This window comes from Candidatus Ichthyocystis sparus (assembly GCF_900078745.1).
Classification (GTDB): Bacteria; Pseudomonadota; Gammaproteobacteria; order Burkholderiales; family 2013Ark19i; genus Ichthyocystis; species Ichthyocystis sparus.
The window spans coordinates 176,000-202,664 of the sequence record NZ_FKII01000061.1; the positions used below are offsets into that span (position 1 = coordinate 176,000).

General features: G+C 36.7%; 30 protein-coding genes. 15 read left to right on the forward strand and 15 right to left on the reverse strand.

Translation table 11 applies throughout. From position 1 onward, the window contains the following. The first annotated feature begins 32 nt into the window (after positions 1-32). The 5 genes from rdgB (at position 33) to A6733_RS06500 (ending at position 6,740) form a co-directional block, all read left to right on the forward strand. Positions 33-629 (forward strand): RdgB/HAM1 family non-canonical purine NTP pyrophosphatase, encoded by a 597-nt coding sequence (gene rdgB, locus A6733_RS06480; RefSeq protein WP_175330485.1) that lies wholly within the window; start codon positions 33-35, stop codon positions 627-629. Then, positions 614-1,804 carry a radical SAM family heme chaperone HemW gene (gene hemW, locus A6733_RS06485; RefSeq protein WP_092403212.1) on the forward strand — a complete coding sequence of 397 codons (1,191 nt, stop codon included), beginning with the start codon at positions 614-616 and terminating at the stop codon, positions 1,802-1,804. The genes rdgB and hemW overlap by 16 nt, the downstream gene beginning before the upstream one ends. Continuing rightward, positions 1,804-2,862, forward strand: coding sequence for a uroporphyrinogen decarboxylase (hemE, locus tag A6733_RS06490; protein ID WP_092403210.1), 1,059 nt, complete (start codon positions 1,804-1,806; stop codon positions 2,860-2,862). Before hemW ends, hemE begins: the two co-directional genes overlap by 1 nt. 15 nt (positions 2,863-2,877) lie before the next feature. Then, a complete protein-coding gene (locus A6733_RS06495) occupies positions 2,878-4,560 on the forward strand; it encodes a proline--tRNA ligase (RefSeq protein ID WP_092403302.1) in 1,683 nt (560 codons plus the stop codon). Positions 4,561-4,736: 176 nt separating this feature from the next. After that, the gene (locus A6733_RS06500; RefSeq protein WP_175330486.1) at positions 4,737-6,740 is read left to right on the forward strand and encodes a lytic transglycosylase domain-containing protein; all 2,004 of its coding nucleotides are present in this window, start codon (positions 4,737-4,739) and stop codon (positions 6,738-6,740) included. A gap of 110 nt (positions 6,741-6,850) precedes the next feature. Here the strand turns inward: A6733_RS06500 and A6733_RS06505 are convergent, their stop codons facing one another. The 15 genes from A6733_RS06505 to A6733_RS06575 form a co-directional block, all read right to left on the reverse strand. After that, a complete protein-coding gene (locus tag A6733_RS06505; protein ID WP_092460699.1) occupies positions 6,851-7,750 on the reverse strand; it encodes a hypothetical protein in 900 nt (299 codons plus the stop codon). A 5-nt stretch (positions 7,751-7,755) separates the two neighbouring features. Further along, positions 7,756-8,772 carry a type IV pilus twitching motility protein PilT gene (locus A6733_RS06510; protein ID WP_092403204.1) on the reverse strand — a complete coding sequence of 339 codons (1,017 nt, stop codon included), beginning with the start codon at positions 8,770-8,772 and terminating at the stop codon, positions 7,756-7,758. A gap of 89 nt (positions 8,773-8,861) precedes the next feature. Further along, positions 8,862-9,365 carry a hypothetical protein gene (locus A6733_RS06515; protein WP_092403201.1) on the reverse strand — a complete coding sequence of 168 codons (504 nt, stop codon included), beginning with the start codon at positions 9,363-9,365 and terminating at the stop codon, positions 8,862-8,864. Beyond that, a complete protein-coding gene (locus A6733_RS06520; protein WP_092403199.1) occupies positions 9,337-9,702 on the reverse strand; it encodes a type II secretion system protein in 366 nt (121 codons plus the stop codon). Before A6733_RS06520 ends, A6733_RS06515 begins: the two co-directional genes overlap by 29 nt. 2 nt (positions 9,703-9,704) lie before the next feature. Beyond that, on the reverse strand, positions 9,705-10,172 hold the full coding sequence (locus A6733_RS06525; protein WP_242641456.1) for a type II secretion system protein: 468 nt from the start codon (positions 10,170-10,172) through the stop codon (positions 9,705-9,707). After that, positions 10,165-12,486, reverse strand: coding sequence for a type II secretion system protein GspD (locus A6733_RS06530; protein ID WP_092403197.1), 2,322 nt, complete (start codon positions 12,484-12,486; stop codon positions 10,165-10,167). Before A6733_RS06530 ends, A6733_RS06525 begins: the two co-directional genes overlap by 8 nt. Then, the gene (locus A6733_RS06535; protein ID WP_092403195.1) at positions 12,483-12,947 is read right to left on the reverse strand and encodes a hypothetical protein; all 465 of its coding nucleotides are present in this window, start codon (positions 12,945-12,947) and stop codon (positions 12,483-12,485) included. The genes A6733_RS06530 and A6733_RS06535 overlap by 4 nt, the downstream gene beginning before the upstream one ends. Beyond that, positions 12,944-13,486 carry a hypothetical protein gene (locus A6733_RS06540; RefSeq protein ID WP_092460701.1) on the reverse strand — a complete coding sequence of 181 codons (543 nt, stop codon included), beginning with the start codon at positions 13,484-13,486 and terminating at the stop codon, positions 12,944-12,946. The genes A6733_RS06535 and A6733_RS06540 overlap by 4 nt, the downstream gene beginning before the upstream one ends. Next, a complete protein-coding gene (locus A6733_RS06545) occupies positions 13,479-14,654 on the reverse strand; it encodes a hypothetical protein (protein ID WP_092403191.1) in 1,176 nt (391 codons plus the stop codon). Before A6733_RS06545 ends, A6733_RS06540 begins: the two co-directional genes overlap by 8 nt. Beyond that, entirely contained in the window at positions 14,644-16,278 is a 1,635-nt protein-coding gene (locus A6733_RS06550) for a GspE/PulE family protein (protein ID WP_092403189.1), read from the reverse strand. The genes A6733_RS06545 and A6733_RS06550 overlap by 11 nt, the downstream gene beginning before the upstream one ends. Before the next feature lie 11 nt (positions 16,279-16,289). Then, positions 16,290-17,480, reverse strand: a complete 1,191-nt coding sequence (locus tag A6733_RS06555; protein ID WP_092403187.1) for a type II secretion system F family protein — start codon at positions 17,478-17,480, stop codon at positions 16,290-16,292. A 5-nt stretch (positions 17,481-17,485) separates the two neighbouring features. Then, entirely contained in the window at positions 17,486-17,908 is a 423-nt protein-coding gene (gene gspG, locus A6733_RS06560; protein WP_092403185.1) for a type II secretion system major pseudopilin GspG, read from the reverse strand. Positions 17,909-18,005: 97 nt separating this feature from the next. Next, on the reverse strand, positions 18,006-18,431 hold the full coding sequence (locus A6733_RS09885) for a CopD family protein (RefSeq protein WP_092403183.1): 426 nt from the start codon (positions 18,429-18,431) through the stop codon (positions 18,006-18,008). A gap of 12 nt (positions 18,432-18,443) precedes the next feature. Beyond that, positions 18,444-18,866, reverse strand: coding sequence for a Holliday junction resolvase RuvX (ruvX, locus tag A6733_RS06570; protein WP_092403181.1), 423 nt, complete (start codon positions 18,864-18,866; stop codon positions 18,444-18,446). A 118-nt stretch (positions 18,867-18,984) separates the two neighbouring features. Then, a complete protein-coding gene (locus A6733_RS06575; RefSeq protein ID WP_175330524.1) occupies positions 18,985-19,770 on the reverse strand; it encodes a TonB family protein in 786 nt (261 codons plus the stop codon). A gap of 194 nt (positions 19,771-19,964) precedes the next feature. On the opposite strand from A6733_RS06575, the gene A6733_RS06580 reads away from it, so the two are divergent. The 10 genes from A6733_RS06580 (at position 19,965) to A6733_RS06625 (ending at position 26,652) form a co-directional block, all read left to right on the forward strand. After that, on the forward strand, positions 19,965-20,429 hold the full coding sequence (locus A6733_RS06580) for a PTS sugar transporter subunit IIA (protein ID WP_092403177.1): 465 nt from the start codon (positions 19,965-19,967) through the stop codon (positions 20,427-20,429). A 6-nt stretch (positions 20,430-20,435) separates the two neighbouring features. Beyond that, positions 20,436-21,479 carry an FAD:protein FMN transferase gene (locus tag A6733_RS06585; protein ID WP_092403175.1) on the forward strand — a complete coding sequence of 348 codons (1,044 nt, stop codon included), beginning with the start codon at positions 20,436-20,438 and terminating at the stop codon, positions 21,477-21,479. 77 nt (positions 21,480-21,556) lie between these two features. Beyond that, complete coding sequence (gene minC / locus A6733_RS06590; protein ID WP_139057452.1) at positions 21,557-22,324, forward strand: septum site-determining protein MinC; 768 nt, start codon at positions 21,557-21,559, stop codon at positions 22,322-22,324. Between the two features lie 39 nt (positions 22,325-22,363). Then, positions 22,364-23,173, forward strand: coding sequence for a septum site-determining protein MinD (minD, locus tag A6733_RS06595; RefSeq protein ID WP_092403171.1), 810 nt, complete (start codon positions 22,364-22,366; stop codon positions 23,171-23,173). A 2-nt stretch (positions 23,174-23,175) separates the two neighbouring features. Beyond that, entirely contained in the window at positions 23,176-23,442 is a 267-nt protein-coding gene (minE, locus tag A6733_RS06600; protein ID WP_092403169.1) for a cell division topological specificity factor MinE, read from the forward strand. Continuing rightward, positions 23,439-23,927, forward strand: coding sequence for a crossover junction endodeoxyribonuclease RuvC (gene ruvC, locus A6733_RS06605; RefSeq protein ID WP_092403167.1), 489 nt, complete (start codon positions 23,439-23,441; stop codon positions 23,925-23,927). The genes minE and ruvC overlap by 4 nt, the downstream gene beginning before the upstream one ends. A 10-nt stretch (positions 23,928-23,937) precedes the next feature. Then, positions 23,938-24,531: a Holliday junction branch migration protein RuvA gene (gene ruvA / locus A6733_RS06610; RefSeq protein ID WP_092403165.1), complete on the forward strand. Its 594-nt coding sequence runs from the start codon at positions 23,938-23,940 to the stop codon at positions 24,529-24,531. Between the two features lie 4 nt (positions 24,532-24,535). After that, on the forward strand, positions 24,536-25,543 hold the full coding sequence (gene ruvB, locus A6733_RS06615; protein WP_092403163.1) for a Holliday junction branch migration DNA helicase RuvB: 1,008 nt from the start codon (positions 24,536-24,538) through the stop codon (positions 25,541-25,543). 18 nt (positions 25,544-25,561) lie between these two features. Next, on the forward strand, positions 25,562-26,266 hold the full coding sequence (locus A6733_RS06620; protein WP_092403161.1) for a MotA/TolQ/ExbB proton channel family protein: 705 nt from the start codon (positions 25,562-25,564) through the stop codon (positions 26,264-26,266). Continuing rightward, positions 26,233-26,652 carry an ExbD/TolR family protein gene (locus A6733_RS06625; protein ID WP_092403159.1) on the forward strand — a complete coding sequence of 140 codons (420 nt, stop codon included), beginning with the start codon at positions 26,233-26,235 and terminating at the stop codon, positions 26,650-26,652. Before A6733_RS06620 ends, A6733_RS06625 begins: the two co-directional genes overlap by 34 nt. Positions 26,653-26,665 lie beyond the last annotated feature (13 nt).

A 26,665-nucleotide genomic window follows, 5' to 3' on the forward strand; every position in this document is an offset into this window, starting at 1 on the left:
GCTATTTTAAATATTTCTACTGCGGAGTTAGTGTGAAAGAAATAGTTATTGCCACTAATAATAATCATAAATTTTCCGAAATAGTTAGCATTACCCAGGATTGGGGAGTTAATTGTTTGTCACTAAATGATTTTACTTGTTCTTTTAGCTATGATGAACCATACTTTTCCTTCATGGAAAATGCCTTACATAAGGCTAGAGAAGTATCAAAGCTAGTATCACTTCCTGTTCTTGCTGATGACTCAGGTATATGTGTTGATGCGCTTAATGGTAAGCCAGGTGTTTTTTCATCAAGGTATAGCGAAGACGGGACTGATGAGTCTAATAGGAGAAAACTTCTATCCGCTCTACATGGCATCTCTAATCGACAAGCAACTTTTATATGTGTGATGGTGTTAATCAGATCCTATAGCGATCTGTGTCCATTAGTATCCTATGGCTTCTGGTCGGGGTGTATTACTCTTGAAGAGGTGGGGGAGACGGGGTTTGGTTATGACCGTATTTTTCTTCCATTGGGATGTAAGCAAACAGCTGCTGAAATGCCTCCATCCAGTAAAAGAGACCTTAGCCACAGGGCTCAAGCTATTAGGAAGATGAGAGAGGAAATACTGCGATGTCCTTGGGGGTGAATTTTACTTCTGGTTTACGGAGAGTTGTTCTTCCTCTAAGCTTGTATATTCACTTTCCGTGGTGTGTGCGCAAGTGCCCGTATTGTGATTTTAATTCCCATACTTTGCAGACGATTTTACCTGAAGATGAGTACATAGATTCTTTGGTTAGGGATTTGGAGTTTGCGCTGCCAACTATATGGGGCAGACCAATTAGGTCTATTTTTATGGGAGGTGGTACGCCTAGTTTGTTTTCTTATAAGGCTATATCGCGGTTACTGTCAGAAATTCGTGCGCGTGTTTTTTTGTTTCCAGGAATAGAAATTACTATGGAGGCGAATCCAGGAGTGTTGCTTCCTGACCATCTAGATGGGTATCGTTATGCGGGCGTAACACGTATTTCACTTGGAGTTCAAAGTTTTTCTGAGAGCTTACTACATGCCATTGGACGCATACACAGTGTGCACGATATAGAAAAGAATTTGTATGCTTTATCAGATTCTTCCTTTACATATAATGTTGATCTCATGTACGGATTGCCAGGTCAGACGGTTGATGAAGCAATGTTGGATCTTAAACGAGCCTTAAGTTTTGAGCCAGATCATTTATCTTTGTATAACCTAACATTGGAACCTGGGACCAAATTTGGAATTCGTCCGCCAATTAATATTCCATCTTTGGATGTATGTGCAGTTATGCAAGACAACTTATGCGCCATTTTGGCAGATAGTGGTTATGATAGGTATGAGATATCTGCATTTTCTTTGCCAAATTTACAATGTCAACATAACTTAAACTATTGGACATACGGGGATTACATTGGTATAGGAGCCGGAGCTCATTCCAAGTTGACTTGCCATCAGAAAGTTGTTCGTCAAGCTCGTGTTAATAGTCCCAAAAGGTTTATGGACGGTTCTGGTTCAGAGCGTGTATTGTCATACGATGCAGAAGTTTTGTTCAAAGATCGTCCCTTTGAATTTTTCATGAATGGACTTCGCCTAAAGGACGGTATAACTTGGAGTGTTTATGAAGAAAGAACGGGCTTGAGTCGTATGACTGTTTTGTCAAAAGTGGATGAATTGGTGAATAAGGGTTTGCTAGTTAGGGATGTATTGGGTACTAGGACTACATCACTTGGATGGGATTTTTTAAATGATATTTTAATGGCTTTTATGCCTATGGAGAAGACAGGATAATGTCTTCAAGCGATAGTCTTTTTTTAAGAGCTGCAACTGGTAACATCACTGACCAAGTACCTGTTTGGTTGATGCGTCAGGCAGGTCGATATTTGCAAGAATATAATCAAGTTCGTTCTCGTGTTGGCACATTTTTGGATTTGTGCTTTAACCCAGATGCATTGACGGAAGTTACTATTCAGCCTGTTGAGCGTTTTTCATTGGATGCTGCCATAATATTTTCCGATATCTTGCTAGTTCCGTATGCTATGAATATGCATCTGGATTTTGTTGATAAGGTGGGACCTGTTTTTAGCGAGCCGATTTTATGTGGTAGTGATATTGGTAATCTAGATGTAGATTCAGTTACTGGATTTTTGCAGCCAGTTTATGATGGAATTCGCTGTTGCAAAAGAGAGTTGGCTGTATCTGTGCCACTAATAGGTTTTATAGGAAGTCCATTTACACTGGCTTGCTATATGTTAGAGGGAAGCAGTTGCAGTGATTTTATGCGGGTTAAGAAAGCACGATATGGCAATCCAGAATGGTTTAAATTTTTGTTAGAAAGAGTCGCGATTGCTGCGGAAAGTCATTTACTTGCTCAAATAGATGCTGGGGTGGATGCTGTTATGATATTTGATTCTTGGGCAGGAATTTTGTCCACACATGATTATTTATCCTTCTCTCTTCCGTTTATTAATCGTATCGTTAAATCGGTGAAAGTACTTCATCCAATGGTTCCTGTTATCATCTTTGCAAAAGGTGGTGGCTTGTGGCTAGAGAATATTGCATCGTCGCAGTGTGATGTAGTGGCATTAGATTGGACGGTTGATTTAGCATCTGCTGTTGAACGGTTACGTGGTTTTTCATGTGCCCTGCAAGGAAATTTGGATCCAATGAGCCTATTTGGTACTACAGATGAAATAAACTCTGAGTTGGTGCGTATTGTCAATGCTGTTAAGGGCAAAGTTCCGTACATTTTTAATCTAGGTCATGGTGTACATAGACTTACTCCTGTTGGAAGTGTTAATTTTGTTGTTGAAAGAGTGCGAGATTTATTTTCTCGCTTTGCAATTTGATTTGTGAGTCTTTGTATGCGTTGTTCTAATTTGTTTTTTCCAACAATTAAGGAAGTTCCAGTTGATGCAGAATTGGTTAGTCATCAACTTATGTTGCGTTCTGGGATGATTCGTCAGGTTGGGTCTGGGCTTTATACATTTTTACCTTTGGGCATGAGAGTTTTGCTCAAAATACAGAGCATTATTCGTGAAGAGATGTTATCTATCGGGGCTCAAGAGATTATTATGCCATGTATTCAACCCGCAGAATTATGGCAACAAACTGGTCGTTGGGATGATTTTGGTCCCCAGATGTTGAAGATAAAAGATCGTCATCTCAGGGATTTCTGTTTTGCTCCAACGCACGAAGAGGTAATTACTGATTTAATGAGAAAAGAAATTAGGAGTTATAAGCAGCTGCCGATAGTAGTTTTTCAAATTGCTACTAAATTTAGAGATGAGATTCGTCCTCGTTTTGGTGTTATTCGGGCACGTGAATTTTTGATGAAAGATGGTTATTCTTTTGACAAAGATGAAGAGGGAATGAATAACTCGTACGACAATATGTATTCGGCATATAATAATATATTCAGTCGCCTGGGTATTAAATATTGTGTTGTTCATGCTGATACAGGTTCTATAGGGGGAAAGTATTCTCATGAATTTCATGCTATGGCCGATTGCGGGGAAGATATACTCGTGTACTCTAAAAATTCAGATTACGCTGCTAACATAGAGCTAGCTACCTGTTCGTACGAGCCTAATGATGAATTTAAAGATGTTGTTGGTGACCCGGTCCTAGTGTCAGTTGATGTTGGTACTGAGGCTAATATAAGAACTAAAGTTGTGAGTTCTGGTGAAAATTTATTTTTTCTTCTTCTTGCTAGTGGTGATGAGATAAATGAAACTAAAATTTCCCATATAGAAGGTATTGGATTAGATTGGAAATTTTTGTCACCTGATGAAATCGAAAAGATTTATTTTTGTTCACCTGATTTCATAGGACCATATCCATCGCCTGATAAAGCCACCATAATAGCTGATAATAAATTACTGTATCACTCTGGTCCTGTAGTTTGTGGTGCTAACAAAGACGGTTTTTTATGGACAAATGTAGATATAAGGCGCGACATATCTGGAATAGTTTTTGCAGACATAAGAAAGGTTGTTGAAGGGGATTTGTCACCAGATCTTAGTGGGCCACTTCACTTTTGTCGAGGGATAGAGTTAGGACATATTTTTCAATTAGAGAAGAAGTACTCACGTGCTATGTCCTGTTCTTTTGTTAACGAGGAACAGAAAAAAGAAGAATTATTCATGGGTTGCTATGGTATAGGAATTTCTCGTGCTTTAGCCGCTATTATTGAGCAATCGCATGATGATAAAGGAATTATATGGCCCAGAGCGATTGCTCCGTTTCAGGTTATTATCATCACAATAGGGCTTAGTTCTAGCAACAGGGTCATTGAGGTAGCTGAGAATTTGTATAATGAACTTTGTTCTTTATCCATAGAAGTTTTGTACGATGACAGGCAATCTAGACCTGGAATAAAGTTGAATGATGCAGATCTTATTGGTATTCCAGATAGGCTGATTGTTAGCCAAGCTACTATTGAGGTAAATAGTGTGGAGTATCAATGCAGATCATCTAGATCAAGTAAATTAGTTCCATTGTCCGATATAGGGTCTTATTTGATTAGTGTTGGTAGATCAGTCTAATATTGGGCTTTACCTGTGGCAAGTGTTAATTTGTAGGTAATTTAGGTGCGCGATACTTATATTTTCTAGTTAGATAGATGGCCGTGCTAATTTTGTGATAGCGCAGTAAACAGTAACAGGCTTTTTACTGTATACATGTAGTTCGTAAAGTAGAGTTTGTTAAAATGGTACACTGCATGACTAGAGCTACTTTTGCTGCTTTTTTTCTTTTTTTTCCCATAATGATAACGGCAGGCTATCTTTCGTTGAGTGATGAAGAGCCACAGGTTAGTGCCATACGTGAAGCGTATTATCATAATAATAACCCTAAAGATAGACACCTATTGAAACAAGATTCTATTAATTTGAGAAAGAGTGCATTAAAAATTTATCCAGATTTTTGGTCTATAGTAGGTGATATAAGTAATGCTAGTTCTTATGATATTGACAAGTTTATTAACATATACCCCAATGAAGTCTTAACTCAAGATCTTATAGAGGCATGGATAAAGGAGCTATCAAAGCGGGGTACGTATGGCGCTATAATTGAAAAGTACTACAGACGTCTCAAATTTCCATCTTACGGTTCGCAGTGTGTTTACTGGTCATGGAAGGTGAAATCTAAAAAATCCTCCTATTGGGATTTTATTAGCCCAATACAAGAAAAAATGGCCTACGGAGACTTGGATAGGGAATGTTATTTTTTAGTTGATTTTCTATTCAAGAGCAAAGCTATTTCAGAAGATTATGTTTCCAAGCAGGTACATGTTCTATTTGATGAAGGCAACATAGATCTTCTAAGAGAGTTTTTGTTTATTACTTTTGATAGCCCACTTTCTGTTTATCAGATAAAAAAAATTCGTTTGTACCCTGACATTTTTTTGATTCGTATGCTATCAATCTCAAGAAGTTATTCACGATTAGAAAAAGAATGTATCATTATGGCATTGAGTTATTTGTCATCCAAAAAATTTGATCAAGCTGTTCACCTATGGTACAGATTTATGGCACGAACTACTTTTTTGCCATCACAAAAAGATTACTTAATTTCTCAGTACAGCTATCAATCTTCTAGGCAACATCGTAAAGATGCCATGTTTTGGTTCAAGAAAGTTAGGGTGCAGAAAGGTCTTCCACATTATCTGCAAGAATGGCTAGCACGTACAGCTTTACGTGAGCGTAATTGGAAGCAGCTAATTTTAGTTATAGATGACATGCCAAAATCCTTGTCACATCAAGATGTGTGGGTATACTGGAAGGCGTATGCATTAATGTCATTGGGCCATAAACAAGAATCTGAGGCACTTTGGAAAAAAATAGCTGGTAAGTATAATTACTATTCGTTCTTAGCACGAGAGGCTTTGCATACTAAGGTTTTTTTGCCTGAAAATAAAGAGATTGTTTTAGATGAAAAATATTATCAGTCGTTACTAAGTAATAAATCAATAAAAAGGGCTATTTTATTACATAGAGCAGGTTATTTAAATTTGGCAATTAAAGAATGGAATTGGATCACTAATAATCTTTCAGATAGCCAGTTATTGACCGCTTCATATTTGGCTCGAGATTATGGAATGTTGGGGTTATGTATTCAAAGCGCCAGTATGGTTCATTATTACAAAGGGTTCATGTTAAGATATCCGTTGCCGTACTTTGATACAGTTATGTCTACAGCAAAGAGATTTCATATTGATCCTTCGTGGGTTTATGGTGTTGCTAGGCAAGAAAGTAGGTTTATGGAAAAAGCTGTATCGGCAGCCGGTGCAATGGGTATAATGCAGGTCATGCCGCACACAGCATCTGTTGTATCCAGGAAGTTTCATTTATTTGAAAAGGAGCACAGCAGAGAAATTGTTGATCCTGCGATTAATATTATACTGGGATCGGCTTACCTTCATTGGATTTACGGGGCTTTTTCTAAGTCTATTATTTTAGCTACTGCTGCCTACAATGCCGGACCTAACAGGGCTAGTTTGTGGAGAGACCAAGAAACACTATTGCCAGCTACAATATACATAGAAACCATTCCATTTGCTGAAACCCGTAGATACGTTAAAAATGTTTTAGCTAACGCCTGTATATACAAGCTCATATTGGATAAAAAATTAAACCATACAAGCCACAGTGTTAAGATAACATCATTTATGAGAGACATACCGTCGTTATCTACTTTCAAACCTTATTTATCTAGAGTTCCTTAATATTTGTGTGATATTTAAATAATTTTTACTTGATACTTATTGTTGGGGCCATAGTTATTTACGTATACAAATACCAAAATACATTTATTTAATTAATATTAGAAATACCACTATATTGATTGCTGAGCTTGCTGTCTATCGTTTAATAATTTAATTATTGTAGTGACGTTTTCTGATGACGAAGTTTTATTCGTAATTGACTCTATCAATTCTTTTACAAATGATCTTTCTATCTTTTCTCCTACCCAAACAGATACGGATTCTACTGCTTGTTCTATCATAAATCCAGTACCATCTCTAGTTGTTATGTTCTCTGATTTTGCTGATTCTAAAAAATGATTATATTCACTACCAGATATATTAATGTCATATGCTAAGGCTCCCTTAGCCCAATGCCTTGTGGAAAACGGGTTATTTTTTTCAGAGAATATAACATTAGTGGTATTAATGATTACATCAAATAATCCCTCAATATCATCAATGTGTATCGAAAAAGTATGTGGCGATAATTGATCATTTTCTTCTAGTATACTACTTATTTTTTCCGGTGAACGACTGGCAAGAAAAATTTGTTTTATGTCCCTTTTTTCTATTTCGCTTAATAGGCAGGTGAACATATTATTATTGCTAGAAATTATTATTACTTTTTTTTCAGATAAAGTTATGCCTAGATTGTTTTCTATGTCTGATACTATACTATGTCCATATGTGTTATCAGCATAAATTCTGCCATCTGAAAATGTTAGGGTGTTGGCCATTTTGCATGAAATAGCACGTTCTGTAGTTAGGTCAGCAACTGAGAAAGCATGGGTTTTAAATGATGATGAAACTTGAGCCCCGTAGTAGTTGCTAGATCTTAGAGAATCAATAAGATCTTGAAAACCATCCTTATCACAGTACATGGACTCAGTGCACAAATTTATATTGCTTTTTTCAATAATATAATCAAATATAGCCTTCTTCCTGGACTGTTTTTGTGAGTTTTCAATAATAGCGAACTTTTTTTTCATAATGATTAGCTCTTGCTCAAAGATTGTTGAGATATTTTTCCTAGTTTTAAAAGTCTTTCAATGGCCTGATCAATGGTTTGCATTCCATGTTGTTGACCAACCTGCATAGTTCCAATTATTTGTGATACCTTGTTTTCCCTAATTAGATTTTTAATAGCATGGGTGCCAATTAGTATTTCCTGCACCGATACCCTGCCGTCCAAATTTTTGTTCTTGACTAGCTTTTGTGAAATTACCGCCCGCAGTGACTCAGATAGTATTGTTCTCGTTACCTCTTTTTCTTCAGGTGGAAAAATATCAATTATGCGATCGATGGTCTTTGCTGCAGATACAGTATGCAAGGTACCCATAACCAAGTGGCCAGTTTCTGCTGCTGTTAGCGCAAGTCGGATGGTTTCTAGGTCACGCATTTCACCTACAAGAATAACATCAGGATTTTCACGAAGAGCGGCCTTAAGTGCATGGTTGAAGGACAACGTGTGAGTTCCTAGTTCCCTTTGAGAAATTAGGGATTTTTTATTAGAGTGAATAAATTCAATTGGATCCTCAATAGTTAAAATATGTGATGGGCAATTCTTATTTATATAATCAATCATAGCCGCTAGAGTGGTAGATTTACCGGAACCAGTGGGACCAGTAACCAATACTAACCCATTTTCATTAAGAGATATTTTTTTTATTACTTCAGGTGATTCTAGATCCTCTAGGCTTTTAATTTCTGTTGGAATGTTACGGAAGACTGCCGATATTCCTCTTGCCTGCATGAATACGTTAGCGCGGAATCTGCCTATACCATCCAGTTCATACGCAAAATCTAACTCCAGATGCTCTTCAAACTTTTTTCTATGTTTTTCACTCATTGACTCATAAATTATACTTTTGGCTTCCTCACTGCTTAAGATGGTACTATTAATTCTTTTAATGTCCCCATTTATCCTAAGAATAGGCATGTCTCCAGAGGATATATGCAGATCTGACGCATTATTGCGAACCATGAACCCTAAAATGTCTGAAATTTTCATTTTGTTTTTGTTTTTGGTTGTACATGAGACTAGAGTATCTTGATCATTATTTCAATTCTTGAAAAGCACAAATAAAATAGTGATTTTCGTCAATCGTTGCCTGTCGCTCTGGGTAATAATTTCATATCTTTAGGATAAGTGAACTTCCAGTCCTGATAAGATTTGGCCTGAGTGAATGATGAATCTTCCTCAGAGAAGTTTGATTTCTTTATAGGGGGCATTTTGCTTTTGGAGTAAATTCCAGCTATGCGGTCATGTATCTTAACTATTCCCCAATCTTTGCTGCTTGTAATTGGGTCGTAGTATACTTTTCTCCAGTGACTAACAGGCTTAAGAGGTCTTTTGTCTAGAATTAAGTTATCCAATGATGATGGGTATTGGTTAAGTCCATGCCATTCGTAGTATTCCTTTAGTCCTGCACGGAATCTGTCACCAATATAAATAAGATATGCTTCTTTTTCTCTCATTGTTTTAGTGTATATGATTTCAAATATTGATCTGTAAGTTATAGCTATTATGGTTATAGCTATAAGTAAAAAAATGTAAATTGTTCCCTTATTATTGTTAATAATCGCTGTACATAATATTTTCATATGACCTTCCTTGAGCACTACTTCTTACATCCGTAACACCGGAGTTAATATCACTGCTTACTCTAATTTCATTCCAATATTTACTATTAATTATCGGATCTATTGGTACTGATCTTATATAATTCTCTTCTTCAAGAGCCGCTACACTTTTGGGGTAGAATCCTTTATCTGAGTAATATTCGTCTATTACTTTACGTAATATAAATAAATCTTGCTTTAGCGTACTAACCTTGGCTTTTTCTATAGCATAGTGGTACCGTGGAACAGCTATCGAAGCTAATAGGGAAATAATAACCATAACCGCTAAAAGTTCTACGAATGTAAACCCTTTTTTCATTTTTACCAGTCTTTATAAGGTATTCCGTTTAGTCCTATTTCTTCGCTTTTCGAGGAAACATCATATACATCCTTACCTTTTGAAAATTCTCCAGGAGGAGATGTTGAGGAACGTATATTCCATGTTTCTTCATCTTTTTCCATGGGCTCATTATTGAATGGATCCCTAGGAAGGCGACGTAAGAAATATATAGTCTTTTCATTAACAGTTTTTACTCCTCTTACCAATATACTAAGAGATGGTGGGTATGGAGGAATAGATTCATCCTGAATAATTATTTTTTGGGATACAGCTTCCCTATATTTGTCTATAGCACTACGAATTTGTATCAAAGCTCTGCGCAGCTCTTGTTCTCTATTTCTTTTTACTACTACTTGTTTCTGATCTAGGACCATACCGGCAACTATACCAAGTATGAGAGCAGTTATGATAGCTTCGACTATGGTAAATCCAGATCTTATGCTAAACATTTTGTTCTATCTTGTCTATCCTTATGCCATCAGTGCAAAAATCAGAATTGAATTTTATTTGAGTTGCTATGCCATCTTTAGGTAAATGGAACCCGGTTATAGCTGCTAGTTTGAGAGTAATACTATTTTGCTCTATATTAGCATCTGGCTCGTTTATAGTAGCTATGGAACCTGGTAGAAGCTTAATAAAGTTTATTTTGCTTTTGTCAATCCATATGTAAATAATAAGGTTTTTCATGTTTTCAGGAATATTTTCTAAGATTAAGTTCCAAATATGTCTATCTGAAGTGGATCTACTTAGTAAAATTTTGCCAGTGTCAGATACAGAATAACTAATAGAGCATCCTTTTGTCACTGTAGAAGATGGTTTGCTTTCATTTGTATCAGATAAATCCTTTTCTTGCTTGGTTTTTGATGTTTCTTCATTATTATTGATACTATTTGTTGTTACATAATTTTTATTTACCGTAGTGGTTGCCAAATCTTCATGCCTTTTTTCTGTTTCTGGCGTTATTTTAGTTTTTGAGCTACTGACTTTTTTATAGTTTATGTAAGAAGCGTTTAATTGGACATTAGATGCTGTTCCAGAGGAAAAGTTTTGGTCTAACCTGCTTATAGCAGATACCGGATGAATTATATGAGGTGTGACAGCCAATATGATTTCATTTTGCTCCTCGGAATATGATTTTTTGCCAAATAAATATCCCAATAAAGGTATTCTTTCTATTCCTGGATATCCTGCGTCACTATGGCTTTTGGTATTTTTAAGTAATCCACCTAAAATTTGAGTTTCATTATTCATTAGACGAAGTGTAGTGGATACATTTCTAGTACCAATGTCATATCCAAATGAGCCATTTCCAAGATCCTGCTTTGAGAGCATGCTACTTACTTCTAATTTTAAGTTTATAGTTACGTTTTGATCGAATGATATCTTTGGGCTAACTTCTAATTTAAGACCAACATCTATGTAACTAACTGAATCTGATATTACCCCAGTTGACGTTGTTGAGGAGCTTTTTAATGGTAATCGTTCCCCTATTTGTATTTCTGCTTTTTCACTATCTCTTACTCTAATGCGTGGATCAGCAAGTAAACTTGAGTGTCCTATGGATTCACTGGCTGCAACTGATCCTTGTAGACCACTAACCATAATGTCAGATTTACTTATATCAAGTAGTTTGTCTAAAGTAGTAGATGCAGTTTTTCCTGAAGATATTACTGAAAAAGATAGATCATTGGGCCATTCAATTCCTAGAGCACGAGCATCATTATGAGATACTTCTAGAACTTCAAGCTCAAGTTCAACCTCAGGTGATTCTTGATCTTCTATTGAAACTAGATGCTCTACTGCACCAATAGTATCTGGTGTTGAACGTACAATAAGATACCCTGACTTTTCGTCCATACTTAAGTCTGTTACATGTAATATGTTTCTTATGCTTTCAGCTATTTTAGTAATGTTGCCTTTAGTTATATGAAAAGTTCTAATAGCTAGAGATTCATATTTTCTTATTTTGTCTGGAACATCTGGGAAGAATATGATTGAATTGTTATTCAATATTTTCATCCTAAGATTATTTGAAAGACAAATTACAGCAAGGGTGTCTCTTACTGAATTGTCTTTTGATACAATGTTTTCAACATTTTCCAAACGAACTTCTCTATCAAAGAAAAAATTAATGCCAGTTACTTTAGATATATTATCTAGTATTATTTGTGTTGTTACATTCTTGTAGTCAATGCTTATTTTTCTGTCAAGCATTCTGTTTATTTCATTTTTGTCGCTACTAAGACTTAGCATTGCCTTTTGAGTTTTTTCTAACCAATGCCTAGTTTCTGCATCATCTGGAGAATGTGATAGTATGTTATTTAATATTTCCTGAGCTTGCTCATATTGTCTGGAATAATAAAATTTTATTGCTTGCTCTAGTTCAAGATCATTATTTTTAGATACCTCAAGAAATTTAATAATGTTAGATAACTGATGATATTGGGGGTATATGGCTTTTATTTTTTCTATTTTCTTTTCTGCTTCTTCATATTTTTTTTCCTTTATGAGTAGAAAAGCTTCTCTAGTTTTTTGTTTAGATACGCGTTCTAAAGTATCCCAATATACTGTTATAAATTCATTGTTGTTTGGCTCTTTATCCAGCGCTTTTTTAAGATGAGGAATAGCATCTTCTTGATTGCGTGAAAAAGAAAGAATATTTTTAGCTTGTATGTAATCATTACTTGCTGAATCAGTAGCACATCCTTGTGAAATAATAATAATTGAAATAGGTAAAAATATTTTAAATACATTTCTATTCACGTCTCAGCTCCGATGGTTATTTCTCTTTTTGAGAAGTCCCGCATGTCTGTAAAAATAAGCTTGTTTTTCTCTAGGTAATCGTACCTATAGTTACCAGGGAGTATATTTCCTTCTTTTACTACTATTGTTTGATTGTTATACTCGAGAAAGATATACTGAGTGTTTTCATATATCATTTTGCCAATGTATTTGTACGGTATTGGCTGCTCCAGTATAACAGCGTTGGGTTTAAATATTTTACCAACCGTATTTTTCTCTGTTTGTGATGGCTTTAGATTATTGCTAGAGAAAATATTAAGCGTATCTGACCATGTTGAGGTTGTTGGTTCATACTTTGTTTTAATCACAGTGTTGCTATCCTTTTTGTAGTGTGTCTCATGTTGGGGTTTGATTATTACATTGTAAGCACAGTAAGCAGCAGCAATGCTGATTAAAGAGATGTAAGTGACAGCTTTTTTCATACCTTAAGTGATCTATTTGTAATGAGTGTTAAATCCATTTTAACGTTAATTATAGGATTGGAGTCAATACGGTTGGTTATTCTACTAAAACTAACACTATCTAGTACAATCAGAGGAGAAATGTCTAGTATGGTAGCTGCAATTTTTTGTGCATCTGCTGCAAAAACATCAAAATACAAGCTTACCTCAGTTTTGTTATACAAATCCTTGGGGCTATATTGATAGTTATTGGTGTTGGACAGCTTTTTTATGTCTATATGATCATATGTCTTTAGAATATTATGAATAAGTTTGTTTTCATTACTTATTTTTGCAAAGTCTTTCATAAAATCTACTTTAGTGCCAAAGTAATGCCCAGAGGCTGTATTGGTTGATTTTACATTTTTTAGATTATTTGCTAAGTACAGAGATGATAAAGATATTATAAATATAGATATCAAAATCAATACTGCTGCAGTTAAATTACTTCCTGTAAGTTTTTGCAGTTGACGATATGTTAACCATAGCAAGTAATGTTTTGAAAAATAGGTATTATTCATTTTGATTGCCTATGCTAATTACAAATTGCCGTGATTTTTCTAGTGAATATTTATCTAAATGTACAGAAAGTTTTGGAAACTGAGTTTGTAGGGATTTGATATAAGAATTCAAATCTTCCAAAGATGGTGTCGTACCTTCTAAATGATAAAAGTTTGGGTTCTTGATACTTAATCTATTAATATTAATATGTATATTTTTCTTGGGTTTTATTTTTTGGTATATAGACAATAGATTGAATTTTGACTTGAACATCCACTGCAGTATTTCTGTTTTTGCTTTCCTAATTGTTGGTGACGGCGTATTTAATTGGATAGATTGTCGATTAATTAGGTTAATGTATGTTCTAACAGAGTATATATAAAACAGAGACAAAATTAGAATACTCGCAGCTACCATGAAAGTACTCCTTTTTTTGTTATTTTCTAATGAATTGTTTATTCTATAGTAATAAGGTATATTTTTACCAGATATAGATTTTGTATGGGCTTGTTTTATTGAACTATCTTCAATACCAGACATAATTAATTCTTGATGCTGTAAGTATGAAATATGTATAGAAGTAATATTGTCATTAATATTCATTTGCAAGAATGAGCGCTTTATAAATATAGGCAACGGATTGGTCGATGTAGACATAATTTTTTCTTGATACACCGCACAAATATATCTATTCTTCCAATATACTGAAGTTAGAGTGTTTTGTTCAACCATAACAGATAAGTGATTGCTGTTGTCTACACAAGAATGTAGCCATGATATGTATATATTTCTAATGGATATATTATTTTTATCTAGAATAGATAACAACTCTTTTTCAACGTCGTAGAAAAATATAGATTCTATTGGTTCCCTGTAATTTCGTGATATAAGTTTTTTCTGAAAAGATATAAGATTTCTTTTTTGAGAAACATAAAAATTGCTACACCATTTGTCAATCATAACAAAGGGGTTATTTTCTATAGAAGATATCCAAGGCACAAAAAGTTGTTCTGATATGTCTGCCCCTATTATTAGGTCAATCTCTTTGAGTTGCAGGCTGTTATCCTCTAACAGATGTTCTACTATTTGCGGAATTTTATTTTTTTCATCAGAAATTATTTTTTTATCGGTCCCTAATATTTCTACATACATGGAAGAAACATATATGGTCTTTATATTAGTAGACACGTCTGATCTCTCTAATAGTTGTTTGTCCCGAGTTAAGCGCTTTTATTGCCATATCTTTTATGCTGATGAATTTGTTCTCTCTAGCAACTAATTTTAATTGAGAAATAGAGGCATGATTTATAACAAGATCTCTGATTTTATCATTGAAAATAATTCCTTCTGCCAAGGCATATCTTCCTTTATATCCAGATCCATGGCATTGTCCACAGCCAACGTTTTTGTAAAGGGAGTTTTTTATGTCATCTGTAGATAATCCTGATTCCTCTATTTCCTGTTTTGTTGGTGTGTATTCTTGTTTGCAATTAGGGCAAAGTTTCTTCACTAATCGCTGTCCAATGATTCCATTTAACGCAGTAGCCAGATTATAGCTATCTATACCCATGTGAAGAAAGCGACTTAATACATCAAAAATATTATTAGCGTGAACTGTAGTTAAAACTAGATGCCCAGTAAGTGAGGCCTGGATTGCTATTTGTGCAGTTCCATGGTCCCGTATTTCCCCTACCATTATAATATCGGGATCATGCCGCAGAATAGAGCGTAGTCCATTAGCAAAAGTTAAACCTTTTTTCTCATTTACCGGTATCTGTAAAACACCTTTTAGACTATATTCTACTGGATCTTCAATTGTAATAATTTTTTGTTCGCGATTGTCTATTTCTTCTAATGATGCGTATAGTGTTGTTGTTTTTCCCGATCCTGTAGGACCAGTAACCAAAAACATGCCATAGGGACGTTTGCCGAGAATACGTATAATATCTATTATTTCTGGATCTAGCCCAAGGCTATTTAGAGATATGCTGGACTGATTGGATTCAAATGTGCGTTTGTCTAGCACCCTAATAACAGCGTCCTCTCCAAAGTTATTAGGCATAATCGATACTCTAAAATCTACTTCCCTATCTTTTATGCGAGCACGGAATCTTCCATCTTGAGGTATTCTTTGTTCTGTAGTGTCAAGGTTAGATAAAATTTTTATGCGAGATATGATTTGCTGAGATATTTCTTTACTTTCAAAAGAACTAACGTAAATTAGAGATCCGTCTATACGGAATCTAACTGACATTCCATGCTCATTTGACTCTAGATGAATGTCACTTGCTGATAAAGATAAGCCATCGTAAAGGGTAGAATTGAGTGTTCTTACTATTAAGTTTTGATCACTAGTTACAGACGACAGGGATAGATTGACTACAGATGAGTCCTCCTTTACTTGTTCATTAGAGTCTGAAACAACTTCCGTAAGAACTCGTAATTCACTTTCACACCAGTGTAAGTAAGCCTTTATATCTTTTTCTGGTGATATGTAAATCTGGTGTTCAGGAAGGTAGTAGTGTATCCAATTGACTAGTTCCTTATCAAAAGGATTAAATAAAATTACCCTTTTTTCAGCATCTTTTTGTATTATGCAACCTTTGGAAAGACAATAGGAAAAGCTTAGCTTTTCAAAATCTGGTTCACATGATACAAGGTCGTCAAACAATAGAACACTATATCCAAACATTTTTCCAAGAGTACGTGATAGCTCAATTGGTGGCTTGTCTCTATATTTTTCTTTAACGTTTTTCCAGCCTAGTTTTGACAAGTTGCTAAGAGTATCTAGACTAATGTTAGAATTGCCCATTTATGTCCCTATTACATTATTGACCCAGTTAGGTCAAATATAGGGGTGTACATTAGTATCAAAATTCCCCCTACTATGATTCCTAGCGCAACCATTATCGTGGGTTCAGCAATTTTAGTGGCTCTGTCTATCCAACGAGAGAAATATTTTTCATGAAATATTGCTGATTTTAGGAGCATTTTGGGCAACGATCCTGATTTTTCTCCAACTGATACCAGAGACGATGTTATTGGATCACTTAGATTGTATTTATCCAAAGAAGATGATAGTAACCCACCTTGTTCTATTTCTTCTATAACTGATGTTAGGTTGTTTCTTTCTTCTTCACTTAGTATGTTATATGATAGATGTAGTGCTCTAGGAAGATCTATTCCCGATTCTAAAAGTAATGCTAGGGCACGTGAGAATTTGGCTCTACGGTATATTTTGACCTTTTCCTTTATCAATCCTGTATTTAATACTATGGATACTGTCTTGTTCCTAAACGATTTGTCTTTAACGGCATATATTATTAAAAGCACTATTGCAATTACATTGGCATATACAAGTGTTATGTGATTGTGGACAAAGCTTCCTATTTTTACAACGACTAAAGAAGCTCCAGATACGTTTCCGGATCCATCTTTAATAATACTGGCAAATTTAGGTATTACATAGCTAAATAGGAATAGAATAACTAGTGATCCTATAGATAGGATTGTTATAGGGTATATACTGGCTGACTTGATTTTTGCTACTATGGTGTCGATGTTATTTTGGTATTCTATGTATCTTGCAAAAGTTTCTCTTATGTTGCCACTTCTTTCAGTTGCTTTGATCGATGCTATGAGTAAGTCGGAGAAGATATGGGATTGTTTCTGCAAAGCATTAGACAGTGGTACGCCATGCTCTAGATCACTTGTGATTTCTTGAAGTGTTTGTTTATGTGATAACTCTTTTTCTTTAAGGTAGAGAGTCCTTAGAGTTTCTTTGATAGTTAATCCAGCTTCTATAAGTGTGAGTAGCTCCTCACAAAAAATAGCAACGTCGAAGTTAGATGATTTTTTTTTTGAGTTATTTATTAATGATTCTTGTGATGTAACGTATAGTACGTCCAATCCCCTAGACTTGGCATGCAAAACTGCCTCAGATTCACTTGAAGCGAATACTGTATCACTCCCAGTTTCTGTGCCTATTTTAAATTTAACAGTGAATGGCTGCATCTTCTCTACTGATAATATATGTTTTTATCGGTATCTCCTTGACCGCTATTTGCGGTACCTCCCCCAGTGGAGTAAAGAGTGAAGTTTTCTTCCGATGTTCTCTTGTAAATATATTCGTTTCCCCATGGATCAGAAGGGATATCCTCTTTGAGATAAGGGCCAGACCACGTTTTTAAGTTTGCTACATTTTTTTCTAGAGCTGCTAGTCCTTCTTCTGTAGATGGATATGAACCGTTATCTATCCTGTAAGCATCCAGTGCCTCACCAAAGGCCTGCATTTGGGCCCTGGTTGTTTCATGTTTTGATCTTTCCAGTTGAGAGAAATAGCGAGGACCGACATAAGATGCTAGTAATCCTATTATTACAATAACTACAAGTAACTCTATGAGAGTGAAGCCAGTTTTGTTTATACAAGGTGTTTTTATCATTCCTATTCCATATATTACTTATCAATAGTTAGTTCTACTAGATTATAAAGGCGAAAAGGGCAATGAGACTGTTAGTGTACCACCACCATCCTGGATGTCACAGAGATGGTTTCAGTTTTACCAACATAACTATTCCAACTAGGAGAATAGTAGGAATTTCGTTAAATAGGCGATAAAAGCGTTCGGAGTGGGTGTTTTTTCTATTTTGAAAAATTTTTATGAATCTTCCGCACATGCCATGGTACATACTCAATATTATGACCAGCAACATCTTTGCATGAAACCAATGAGCGTGCCACCAATTGCCCACCAAGGCCGCATATAACCCAAAAACCCATGTAGCTATCATACTAGGAAGCGAAATTATCCGATACAGCCTTCTTTCCATAGTTATAAAAAGATCATATCCTAGTTTATCTTTTGTTATGCTGTGGTATACAAATAGTCGTGGCAAGTAAAATAGAGAAGACATCCAAGCTATTACAGCAATTATATGGATAGAGATTATAAGGTTGTATTCCACTTCTAACTCATCCTAGTTTAGGTGCTCGTTGATAAAAGATTGGAGTATTATTTGGGCCGAAACCTTGTCTATTAGATCTTTATTGCTCTTTGCTATGCGTATTTGCTGCTTTAGATAAGATTCTGCTTCCCATGATGACAAATTTTCTTCATGCAGCACGCAAGCGATACAATATGATTCCTCCATGGATAGGGCTGTTGATTTGCAATACTTCATCATCATCTCGTTTCCGATAGGATAGCCTACTACTATCAACCGAGGCTGCCAGGACTGGATTATCGGCCCCACTTGATCCAGGAAGTCTTGGCTACTTTTGTGGTGTATAGTGTCCAGCGGAGATGTTGTCTTAGTTAGAGTATTCCCAATACAGACGCCAGTCCTCCTAAGCCCACAGTCAATACCGAGAAGAGTTTCTACCTTGTGCAGGTCGACCACAGTATGATGCTTATAGGTAACCTAACTACAATCTCGACACTCATCCCTACACCTCCTACATTACAAAGCGTCCAACACCTAAACCCTCCCGCATTCTACATATAACTCGTCCAAATATCTACTGATTTTTATCAGTATTAATTCCTGGGTGTTTATTTTTGGGTTGTTCAGTGGTACAGGGTTCGAAGTATATGGTGCGGGTCATGTCAATAGCCGAGTAGTCTTTTCTTATGTCAGGAGGGAATGGGTAAGACGGAAAGGCTTTGCGTATGATTGTTAAAGCAGACTCATCCAGATATTTACTTCCCGATCCCCTATCAATTCTTATTTTTTCAAGAGTTCCATTTTGTTGTATGGATATGGTTACGATAATGCTGAAGGGGTGATTTCGTGCTTGTACTGGAAAATTACTGGATCCTATTTTTTCAATTCTTTCAGCGATAGAATTTATGTATTCTGCGTGAGATGCTTTTTTTGCTGTTATTCCTACAAACAGCCGTTTTTTTTCACTTTGTTCTACTTGTACCATTTTGTGGAGTTGTGCTTTGATTGCCTTGAGTAGTTTTTTTAGATCTTCATTTAGATATCCTTGGCCTGTATGTTGCTCGCGTGGATGTGTTGATGGCAAAATGAAAACAAGATCCATGGAATAAGATCTTGTTACCCAATGGGAAAGGTTTGAAGTGGAGGTAGATGATTTTTCCTGCTTTTTATGTGTGCCATCGCTGTTTTTGTGTGCATATTGTACAAATGAACGGATAATGTTATTTCCCTCTGTGGTAGATCCACCACCATGGCTGTTTTTTTGTGCCTGAAATTTTGCAGTCATGGGAGATGTAGTATTGTCATTAGTATTTATTACTATTGCTTCTACTGAATGGAAACGTTGTTTTTTACTAACCAAAAATGTTGTCCCTAAGGACAGTATGAGTATGTGGGTGCACAGAGATATAAAGGTTGATAGGTGTATTCTCTTTATGTGCGAAAATAGTTTTATTGAACTTAGCATACGTGAGTACTCTATTAATGAATTTCATTGCCTATTTGCGCTTCAATGAGAGTATATTATTTTTGTGATAATGGGTTAATCATAATGTTATGAGCATGTTGTCAGAACTTTTACCACCAGCTAATGTTTTGATCAATGTTGAGGTGGGGAGCGTAAAAAAACTGTTCGAATTAATGGGGATTTTCTTCGAAAATAGGTTCGGGGTTCCCAAGGATGTGGTGTATCCTGCTTTGTTTGAAAGAGAAAGATTAGGCTCTACACTTATTGCAGATGGTTGTGAATGGGCGATTCCGCATGCTGTGATTGCATCAATTTCCGAAATTTTATGTGGCCTTGTTCGCCTAAAGGATCCAGTAATTTTCGATCGCCGTGGGCGTTATGCGTCTTTTTTTCTGTTTGTTTTGACTCCTCCTACTTGTAGTGATAAGACATCTTCTATCTATAAGGAATGGTCCATGCTGTCAAACCGCAAAGATGTCATTAAAACTGCTCAAATTATTGACGATCCGTCTGCTCTTTACCAATACCTCTTTCATTTTTGCTGTTATGACTGAATTATTATGATTAAAAGGGTTTGGCTATGTCCTTTTTTTGTCCTTCTTTTTTTTCTGGCCAGCTGTGATTCAAACCATGTTACCGAGCGTCAGTCCTTTGTTTTTGGGACCTTGGTAGAGGTTATAGTTTCCAACGCTACAAAAGAGCAGGCCAATTGGGCAATAGATGAAGTTATGCATGATTTTGATCGTCTCAATAGGCAATTTCACCCGTGGGAGAAGCCAAGCGAGCTGGTATCTCTTAATGAACATATTGCTGCAGGTAAGCCGTTCAAGGCATCTTCCGATATGGTTTTTATGATAAAGGATATGCAATATTACGAGAAATTAACTAAAGGATTATTTAACACAGCTATAGGTCTTTTGATAGATTTGTGGGGATTTCATTCCTCTAGTTTTGTTCCATGTGTACCATCTGCTAAATCCATTCGTTTTTTGCTTTCGAAGAAGCCATCTTTGGGGGATTTGTCGATTGATGATAGGGGATATGTTCGTTCTAGTAATCGATTTGTATCGCTAGACGACGGTGGATATGCTAAAGGATTAGCTTTGGACAGGGCGATTGATATTATGAAGCATCACAACATAAAGAATGCTTTGATAAATATAGGTGGCAACGTTATAGCAATCGGGAAAAATAATGGTAATAATTGGTTAATTGGCATACGTGATCCTCGGTTAGCGCGTGCTTTTGCTATCATACCGCTTCGCGATGGTGAGTCCATTGGAACGTCGGGTAATTATCACCGGTATTTCGATTATAAGGGTGTTCGATATTGTCACATTATCAATCCGTTTTTAGGCTATCCGCCATTGGGAGTTGAGTCTGTAACTGTTTTGATTGAGAGGAGGACACATTCTGGTGTAAGGTCCGATGTTTTGTCAAAGCCGCTGTTTTTGTCAGACTCATCTAGTTGGATTGAGTTAGCTAAGTCGTTGGACGTTAAATTAGCTGCTCGTGTATTCGAAGGAAAGTATGAAATGACTTCTAGCTTAGCAAAACGAGCTGTATTTATTGACCCCAAAATTACCATTGTAAAGTTATTTTAACTTGCAATAAGGGACATTCTGTTTGAATAGTATTTGTTTACTATCTTCTCTTAGGATCATTTTTTGTGGAGCGTATTTTGAAGGCATTTCAGAGTGGTGGTATGGAATATATAGAGTTTAAGGGATCGGTACTTACTGTGGTGACAGCTGTTTTAAAGACAGTGGACATTATATTTTTAGAATCTGCTCTTGTTCGTAGGTTGTCAAAAACCCCTGATTTTTTTTCAGATGAACCTACTATAATCGATACGTCTAGAATAGAATCCAACGCTAGTATAAATTGGATGGCAGTTGTAAGGTTGTTATGTTCTCATGGACTAAAACCATTTGCCGCAAAAAGTGTTCATCCTAGTCACTGTGCTTCGGCGGCTCGTGCAGGTCTTTCTGTAGTTGATTGCGGTTCTGGTGTTAGGGATTTTATAAAAAGCCAACATCATGATGTGGAAGCAGCTAAGAACGTTATAGGTGATGTTACATCTTGTGATCAGCAGCCAATTAAAGAAAGTATGAACATTGACAAGCCGGTGCGTTCTGGTCAGCAAATTTATTGTAGAGGGGATATTATTGTTTTGAACGTGGCTAGTGCAGGCTCTGAGCTAATTTCCGACGGCAATATTCATATATATGCACCATTGCGTGGCCGAGCTTTAGCTGGAGCTTCTGGTGATGTTTCTTCCATGATATTCACAACTTGTTTTGAAGCGGAGTTGATTGCAATTGCTGGGGTTTATAGGAATTTTGAGGAAGGTATTCCCCCTCGATTGATGTCTAAACCTGTGAAAATCTCACTAGTTCAAAAGGGTCGTGATGGTCACGATATTTCTATTGATGTGCTGACAAATTAACTATTTTGAACAATTTTGTTTTGAGACAAAGGAGATACTGTGGCTCAAGTTGTTGTTATCACTTCGGGAAAAGGTGGTGTTGGTAAGACGACAACCAGTGCGAGTTTTGCTTCTGGCTTGGCAATGAAAGGTCATAAAACTGTCGTTATTGACTTTGACGTTGGGCTGCGCAATCTTGATTTGCTTATGGGTTGTGAGCGTCGTGTGGTTTACGATTTTGTCAATGTTATAAATGGAGAAGCTACACTATTTCAAGCTCTGATTAAGGATAAGTATAGCCCCAATTTACATATACTTCCTGCATCTCAGACGCGTGACAAGGATGCACTTACGGAGGAGGGTGTTCAGAAAGTTTTGGAAGATCTGTCATCCATGGGGTTTGATTACATAATATGTGATTCCCCCGCTGGTATTGAACATGGTGCTATTATGGCTCTTCGTTTTGCTGAGGTTGCTGTAATTGTTACCAATCCTGAGATTTCCTCCGTACGTGATTCAGATCGAGTTTTAGGAATTTTACAGGCTAAAGCCAAAGAAAGTAACGGTGATCCAGTTAAGGAATATCTGTTAGTTACTCGGTACAGTGTGAGGCGTGCTGAATCTGGTGAGATGCTTGCTTTTTCTGATGTTCAGGAGATTTTAAGGATTCCTTTAATCGGTGTTATACCTGAGTCAGAAATGGTTCTTCAGGCTTCGAATCAAGGTAAGCCTGTTATTCATATGGCAGAGCATGATAGTGCCCAGGCATATAGGGATGTGGTCGATCGTTTTTTAGGAGAGGATAGACCTCTTAGGTTTGTTTCCGCTGAGAAACAGGGCTTGTTGAGAAGAATCTTTGGAGGGAGGTAGCTTTGTCTTTATTTGATTTTATATTTCACGGCCGTCAAAAATCAGCGGAAGTTGCTAAGGAAAGGTTGCAGATTATTTTAGCACACCAAAACGCTGGTGGGCGCAATCATAACTTTTTGCCAGCCCTTCAAAAGGACTTAATCGCCGTGATTTCAAAGTATGTTTCTGTTAGTGATGAGGATATAAAGGTTGCTCTAGAAAAACAAGGTGACTATGAGGTCATAGAAGTTAACATTATTATCCCAGAAGAAGCTAAGCATGAGCTATGAAAGCACGAATTCTCGGTTTAGATCCAGGATCACGTTTGACTGGATTTGGGGTAATTGACTGTTTTTCCTATTTTAAATTCCAGTACGTTTCTAGTGGCGTTGTGCGTATGACGCAGAAGGTTTTAGCAATTCGTCTCAAAGAACTGTTCGAGGGTGTCAGTACGGTTATCAATACGTTTTCGCCTGATTGGATTTGTGTTGAGAAGGTGTTTGTTAATGTTAATCCGCGTTCTACTCTTTGCCTAGGGCAAGCAAGAGGTGTTGTTTTGTGTTCTGCTGCCATGTCTGGTTTACCTATAGCGGAGTATACTGCTCTGCAGATTAAAAAGTCTGTTGTGGGAAATGGACATGCTGGAAAGAATCAGGTGCAGTACATGGTTGCATACTTACTTTCTCTGCAAGAAAAAGTCGGGTCTGATGCATCTGATGCCTTGGCATGTGCAATTTGTTGTTCTCAGCGTATTTTTTCGTCGTCTAAGTTGTAGGTGTTTGGCTATGATAGGTTACTTAAGTGGTATTTTGGCGGATAAGAGTCCCATACATGTTGTCATTGAATGTAGTGGTGTAGGCTATGACGTTGATATACCTATGTCTACTTTTCATCAGCTGCCAGATATTGGGCATGTAGTTTTGTTGAGAACCCATTTATCAATTCGCGACGATGCTCATTTGCTCTTCGGATTTTTTACGGAAGAAGAGCGTGTTTTCTTTAGGCAGATAATTAGGACTAATGGAGTAGGAACTCGTCTTGCATTAGCAATATTGTCAACCATGAGCTTGGGTCAGTTTTCGGCTGCTGTTATGTCTAAGGATGTGTGTTTTTTAAAGACAGTTCCTGGCGTTGGGTCTAGATTGGCTGAGAGATTAACATTAGAGATGAAGGATTTTTGCTACTCATACAATAACCATGAGGACAAGTTGAAAAATGTACCATGCATTGTGAAATCGGCGCTTGGTGACGTACAAAATGCCCTTATATCTTTGGGATATTCAGCTAAGGAGATTGCATCCATTATTCCCAAAATTTCCCGTGATGCCAGTGTATCTGATGCTATAAAACTAGCTCTTAAGTATCTTTCTAGCGCATGATGCCATGATAGAGATCGATCGTCTTGTTACTCCCAAATGCAATAATGAAAGCGACGATTCGCTAGAGCATGCACTGCGCCCAAGAAGTTTATCTGAGTATGTTGGTCAAACAGCTATTTCGGAGCAACTGTCAATTTTTATGCAAGCTGCTAAGCAAAGGCAAGAGTCTTTGGATCATGTTTTGTTATTTGGCCCTCCAGGATTAGGAAAGACAACCTTGGCAGCTATTATCGCTCGTGAAATGGGAGTAAACCTAAGACAGACTTCGGGTCCGGTCATAGAAAAATCTGGTGATTTAGCTGCAATTTTGACAAATATAGAAAGAGGCGATGTTGTTTTCATAGATGAAATACATCGATTATCACCTTCTGTTGAGGAAATTTTGTACCCTGCCCTTGAGGATTACAGGTTAGATATCCTTATTGGTGAAGGTCCTAGTGCACGTTCGGTGCGATTGGATTTGGTCCCGTTTACTTTAGTTGCAGCTACTACTAGAGCTGGAATGCTAACTAATCCCCTTAGGGATAGGTTTGGCATAGTTTTTCGGTTATTGTTTTACTCTAGTGATGACCTTACTCTCATAGTAAAGCGTTCGGCCAAGCTGTTAGGAGTTGAGGTTGATGATCGTGCTGCCTTTGAGATTGCTCGTCGCTCACGAGGTACTCCAAGGATAGCTAATCGTCTATTGCGTAGGGTTAGGGATTTTGCCGAAGTTAAGGCTGATGGCTGTATTGCATATGATGTAGCATGTTCGGCATTGAAGATGTTACAGGTTAATAAGTTTGGACTAGACCATAACGATTTAAGATTTCTGAGATCAATTCATGATTACTTCAATAATGGTCCAGTTGGTTTGGAAAGTATTGCTGCTGCTTTGGGTGAATCTGTGGATACTATAGAAGATGTGATAGAGCCATTTCTAATTCAGCAAGGATTTGTGCAAAGAACTGCTCGTGGTAGGGTGCTTTTACCCAAGTCACATAGTTGTATAGAAGAATCTTCCGACTTTTAAAGAGAAAGGTTAGGGGACATGTCAGTTATTGAGGTAGTGCAATCAGCAACTTTAGTAACTAAGGTTGTTTTATTTATGTTATTCGTTATGTCTATTTTTTCATGGGCTGTAATTTTGTCAGAGTATGTTGTTTTAAGACGTCTCATTTTTCATGTTACAGCAATAAATCGTAGAATTAGTGGGTTCTCTAGTGTTCTAGATATAGGAGATTACCTAAAAAAATGTGTCTTACTTTCAGTATTTATATACATATTCGAACGAAGTGAAAGAATTTGTAAAAAGGCTTTTTCTAATCAACAGCCTTTATTACCATCAGAGATTATGATGCCCATTCGTATTTGTGCCGATGATGAGGTATCAAAATATGTCAGTACCATTGGGCCTCATGTTTCGTACTTGGGGATGATTGGTTCTGTTGCGCCATATATAGGATTGTTAGGAACTGTTTGGGGCATTGTAAGCGCTTTTCATGGATTTGCTGATCTATCAAGAGTAACGTTATCTCAGGTGGCTCCTGACATATCTGAGGCATTAATATCAACTGCTGCTAGTCTTGTTGTTGCAATCCCGGCTGTTATTGCATATAGCAGGTTGAATTTACTTGTGGATGAGTTGGCACGTGCCGTTTGTGACTTCAAAGAGTATTTTTTGTTGCAATTATACACTCACTTAATATCTGGAGAATATGTGTGTTGGGAAGAACAAGACAAAGGGAGACTGTAGTACAGCTCAACATTATCCCATTGATTGATGTTATGCTGGTCCTACTAGCAGTATTTATGATAACAGCCCCAATTATGAATGTGTCAGACATTAGTCTACCATCAGTATCTGGCGGGCGTGCTTCACCTTCGCATAGATTCTTGTCTATTAAGTTGAGTTTAGATGGCATCCGCTTTTCTGATTCAAACAAGGCAGTGGATCGGTCTGTTACGGCCTCCGAGCTAAGAGGAGAACTATCATACTACAGTAATCCTGGGTCGACAGATGTATCTATCCTAGCAGATGAAAAAATACCGTACGGTCAAGTCATGGGCATATTTTCTATGCTTCGTTCATTGGGATTTGTTAATCTAAGCCTTGTAGTTCAGGATGAAGTTCGAACTTAATTCTAGGCAGACA

Excerpts from the sequence above, each read along its gene's own strand:
- hemW (WP_092403212.1), top strand. The coding sequence starts at position 614 with ATGTCCTTGGGGGTGAATTTTACTTCTGGTTTACGGAGAGTTGTTCTT.
- hemE (WP_092403210.1), top strand. The coding sequence starts at position 1,804 with ATGTCTTCAAGCGATAGTCTTTTTTTAAGAGCTGCAACTGGTAACATC.
- A6733_RS06495 (WP_092403302.1), top strand. The coding sequence starts at position 2,878 with ATGCGTTGTTCTAATTTGTTTTTTCCAACAATTAAGGAAGTTCCAGTT.
- A6733_RS06500 (WP_175330486.1), top strand. The coding sequence starts at position 4,737 with ATGACTAGAGCTACTTTTGCTGCTTTTTTTCTTTTTTTTCCCATAATG.
- A6733_RS06505 (WP_092460699.1), bottom strand. The coding sequence starts at position 7,750 with ATGAAAAAAAAGTTCGCTATTATTGAAAACTCACAAAAACAGTCCAGG.
- A6733_RS06510 (WP_092403204.1), bottom strand. The coding sequence starts at position 8,772 with ATGAAAATTTCAGACATTTTAGGGTTCATGGTTCGCAATAATGCGTCA.
- A6733_RS06515 (WP_092403201.1), bottom strand. The coding sequence starts at position 9,365 with ATGAAAATATTATGTACAGCGATTATTAACAATAATAAGGGAACAATT.
- A6733_RS06520 (WP_092403199.1), bottom strand. The coding sequence starts at position 9,702 with ATGAAAAAAGGGTTTACATTCGTAGAACTTTTAGCGGTTATGGTTATT.
- A6733_RS06525 (WP_242641456.1), bottom strand. The coding sequence starts at position 10,172 with ATGTTTAGCATAAGATCTGGATTTACCATAGTCGAAGCTATCATAACT.
- A6733_RS06535 (WP_092403195.1), bottom strand. The coding sequence starts at position 12,947 with ATGAAAAAAGCTGTCACTTACATCTCTTTAATCAGCATTGCTGCTGCT.
- A6733_RS06540 (WP_092460701.1), bottom strand. The coding sequence starts at position 13,486 with ATGAATAATACCTATTTTTCAAAACATTACTTGCTATGGTTAACATAT.
- A6733_RS06550 (WP_092403189.1), bottom strand. The coding sequence starts at position 16,278 with ATGGGCAATTCTAACATTAGTCTAGATACTCTTAGCAACTTGTCAAAA.
- A6733_RS06555 (WP_092403187.1), bottom strand. The coding sequence starts at position 17,480 with ATGCAGCCATTCACTGTTAAATTTAAAATAGGCACAGAAACTGGGAGT.
- gspG (WP_092403185.1), bottom strand. The coding sequence starts at position 17,908 with ATGATAAAAACACCTTGTATAAACAAAACTGGCTTCACTCTCATAGAG.
- A6733_RS06580 (WP_092403177.1), top strand. The coding sequence starts at position 19,965 with ATGAGCATGTTGTCAGAACTTTTACCACCAGCTAATGTTTTGATCAAT.
- A6733_RS06585 (WP_092403175.1), top strand. The coding sequence starts at position 20,436 with ATGATTAAAAGGGTTTGGCTATGTCCTTTTTTTGTCCTTCTTTTTTTT.
- ruvC (WP_092403167.1), top strand. The coding sequence starts at position 23,439 with ATGAAAGCACGAATTCTCGGTTTAGATCCAGGATCACGTTTGACTGGA.
- ruvA (WP_092403165.1), top strand. The coding sequence starts at position 23,938 with ATGATAGGTTACTTAAGTGGTATTTTGGCGGATAAGAGTCCCATACAT.
- ruvB (WP_092403163.1), top strand. The coding sequence starts at position 24,536 with ATGATAGAGATCGATCGTCTTGTTACTCCCAAATGCAATAATGAAAGC.
- A6733_RS06620 (WP_092403161.1), top strand. The coding sequence starts at position 25,562 with ATGTCAGTTATTGAGGTAGTGCAATCAGCAACTTTAGTAACTAAGGTT.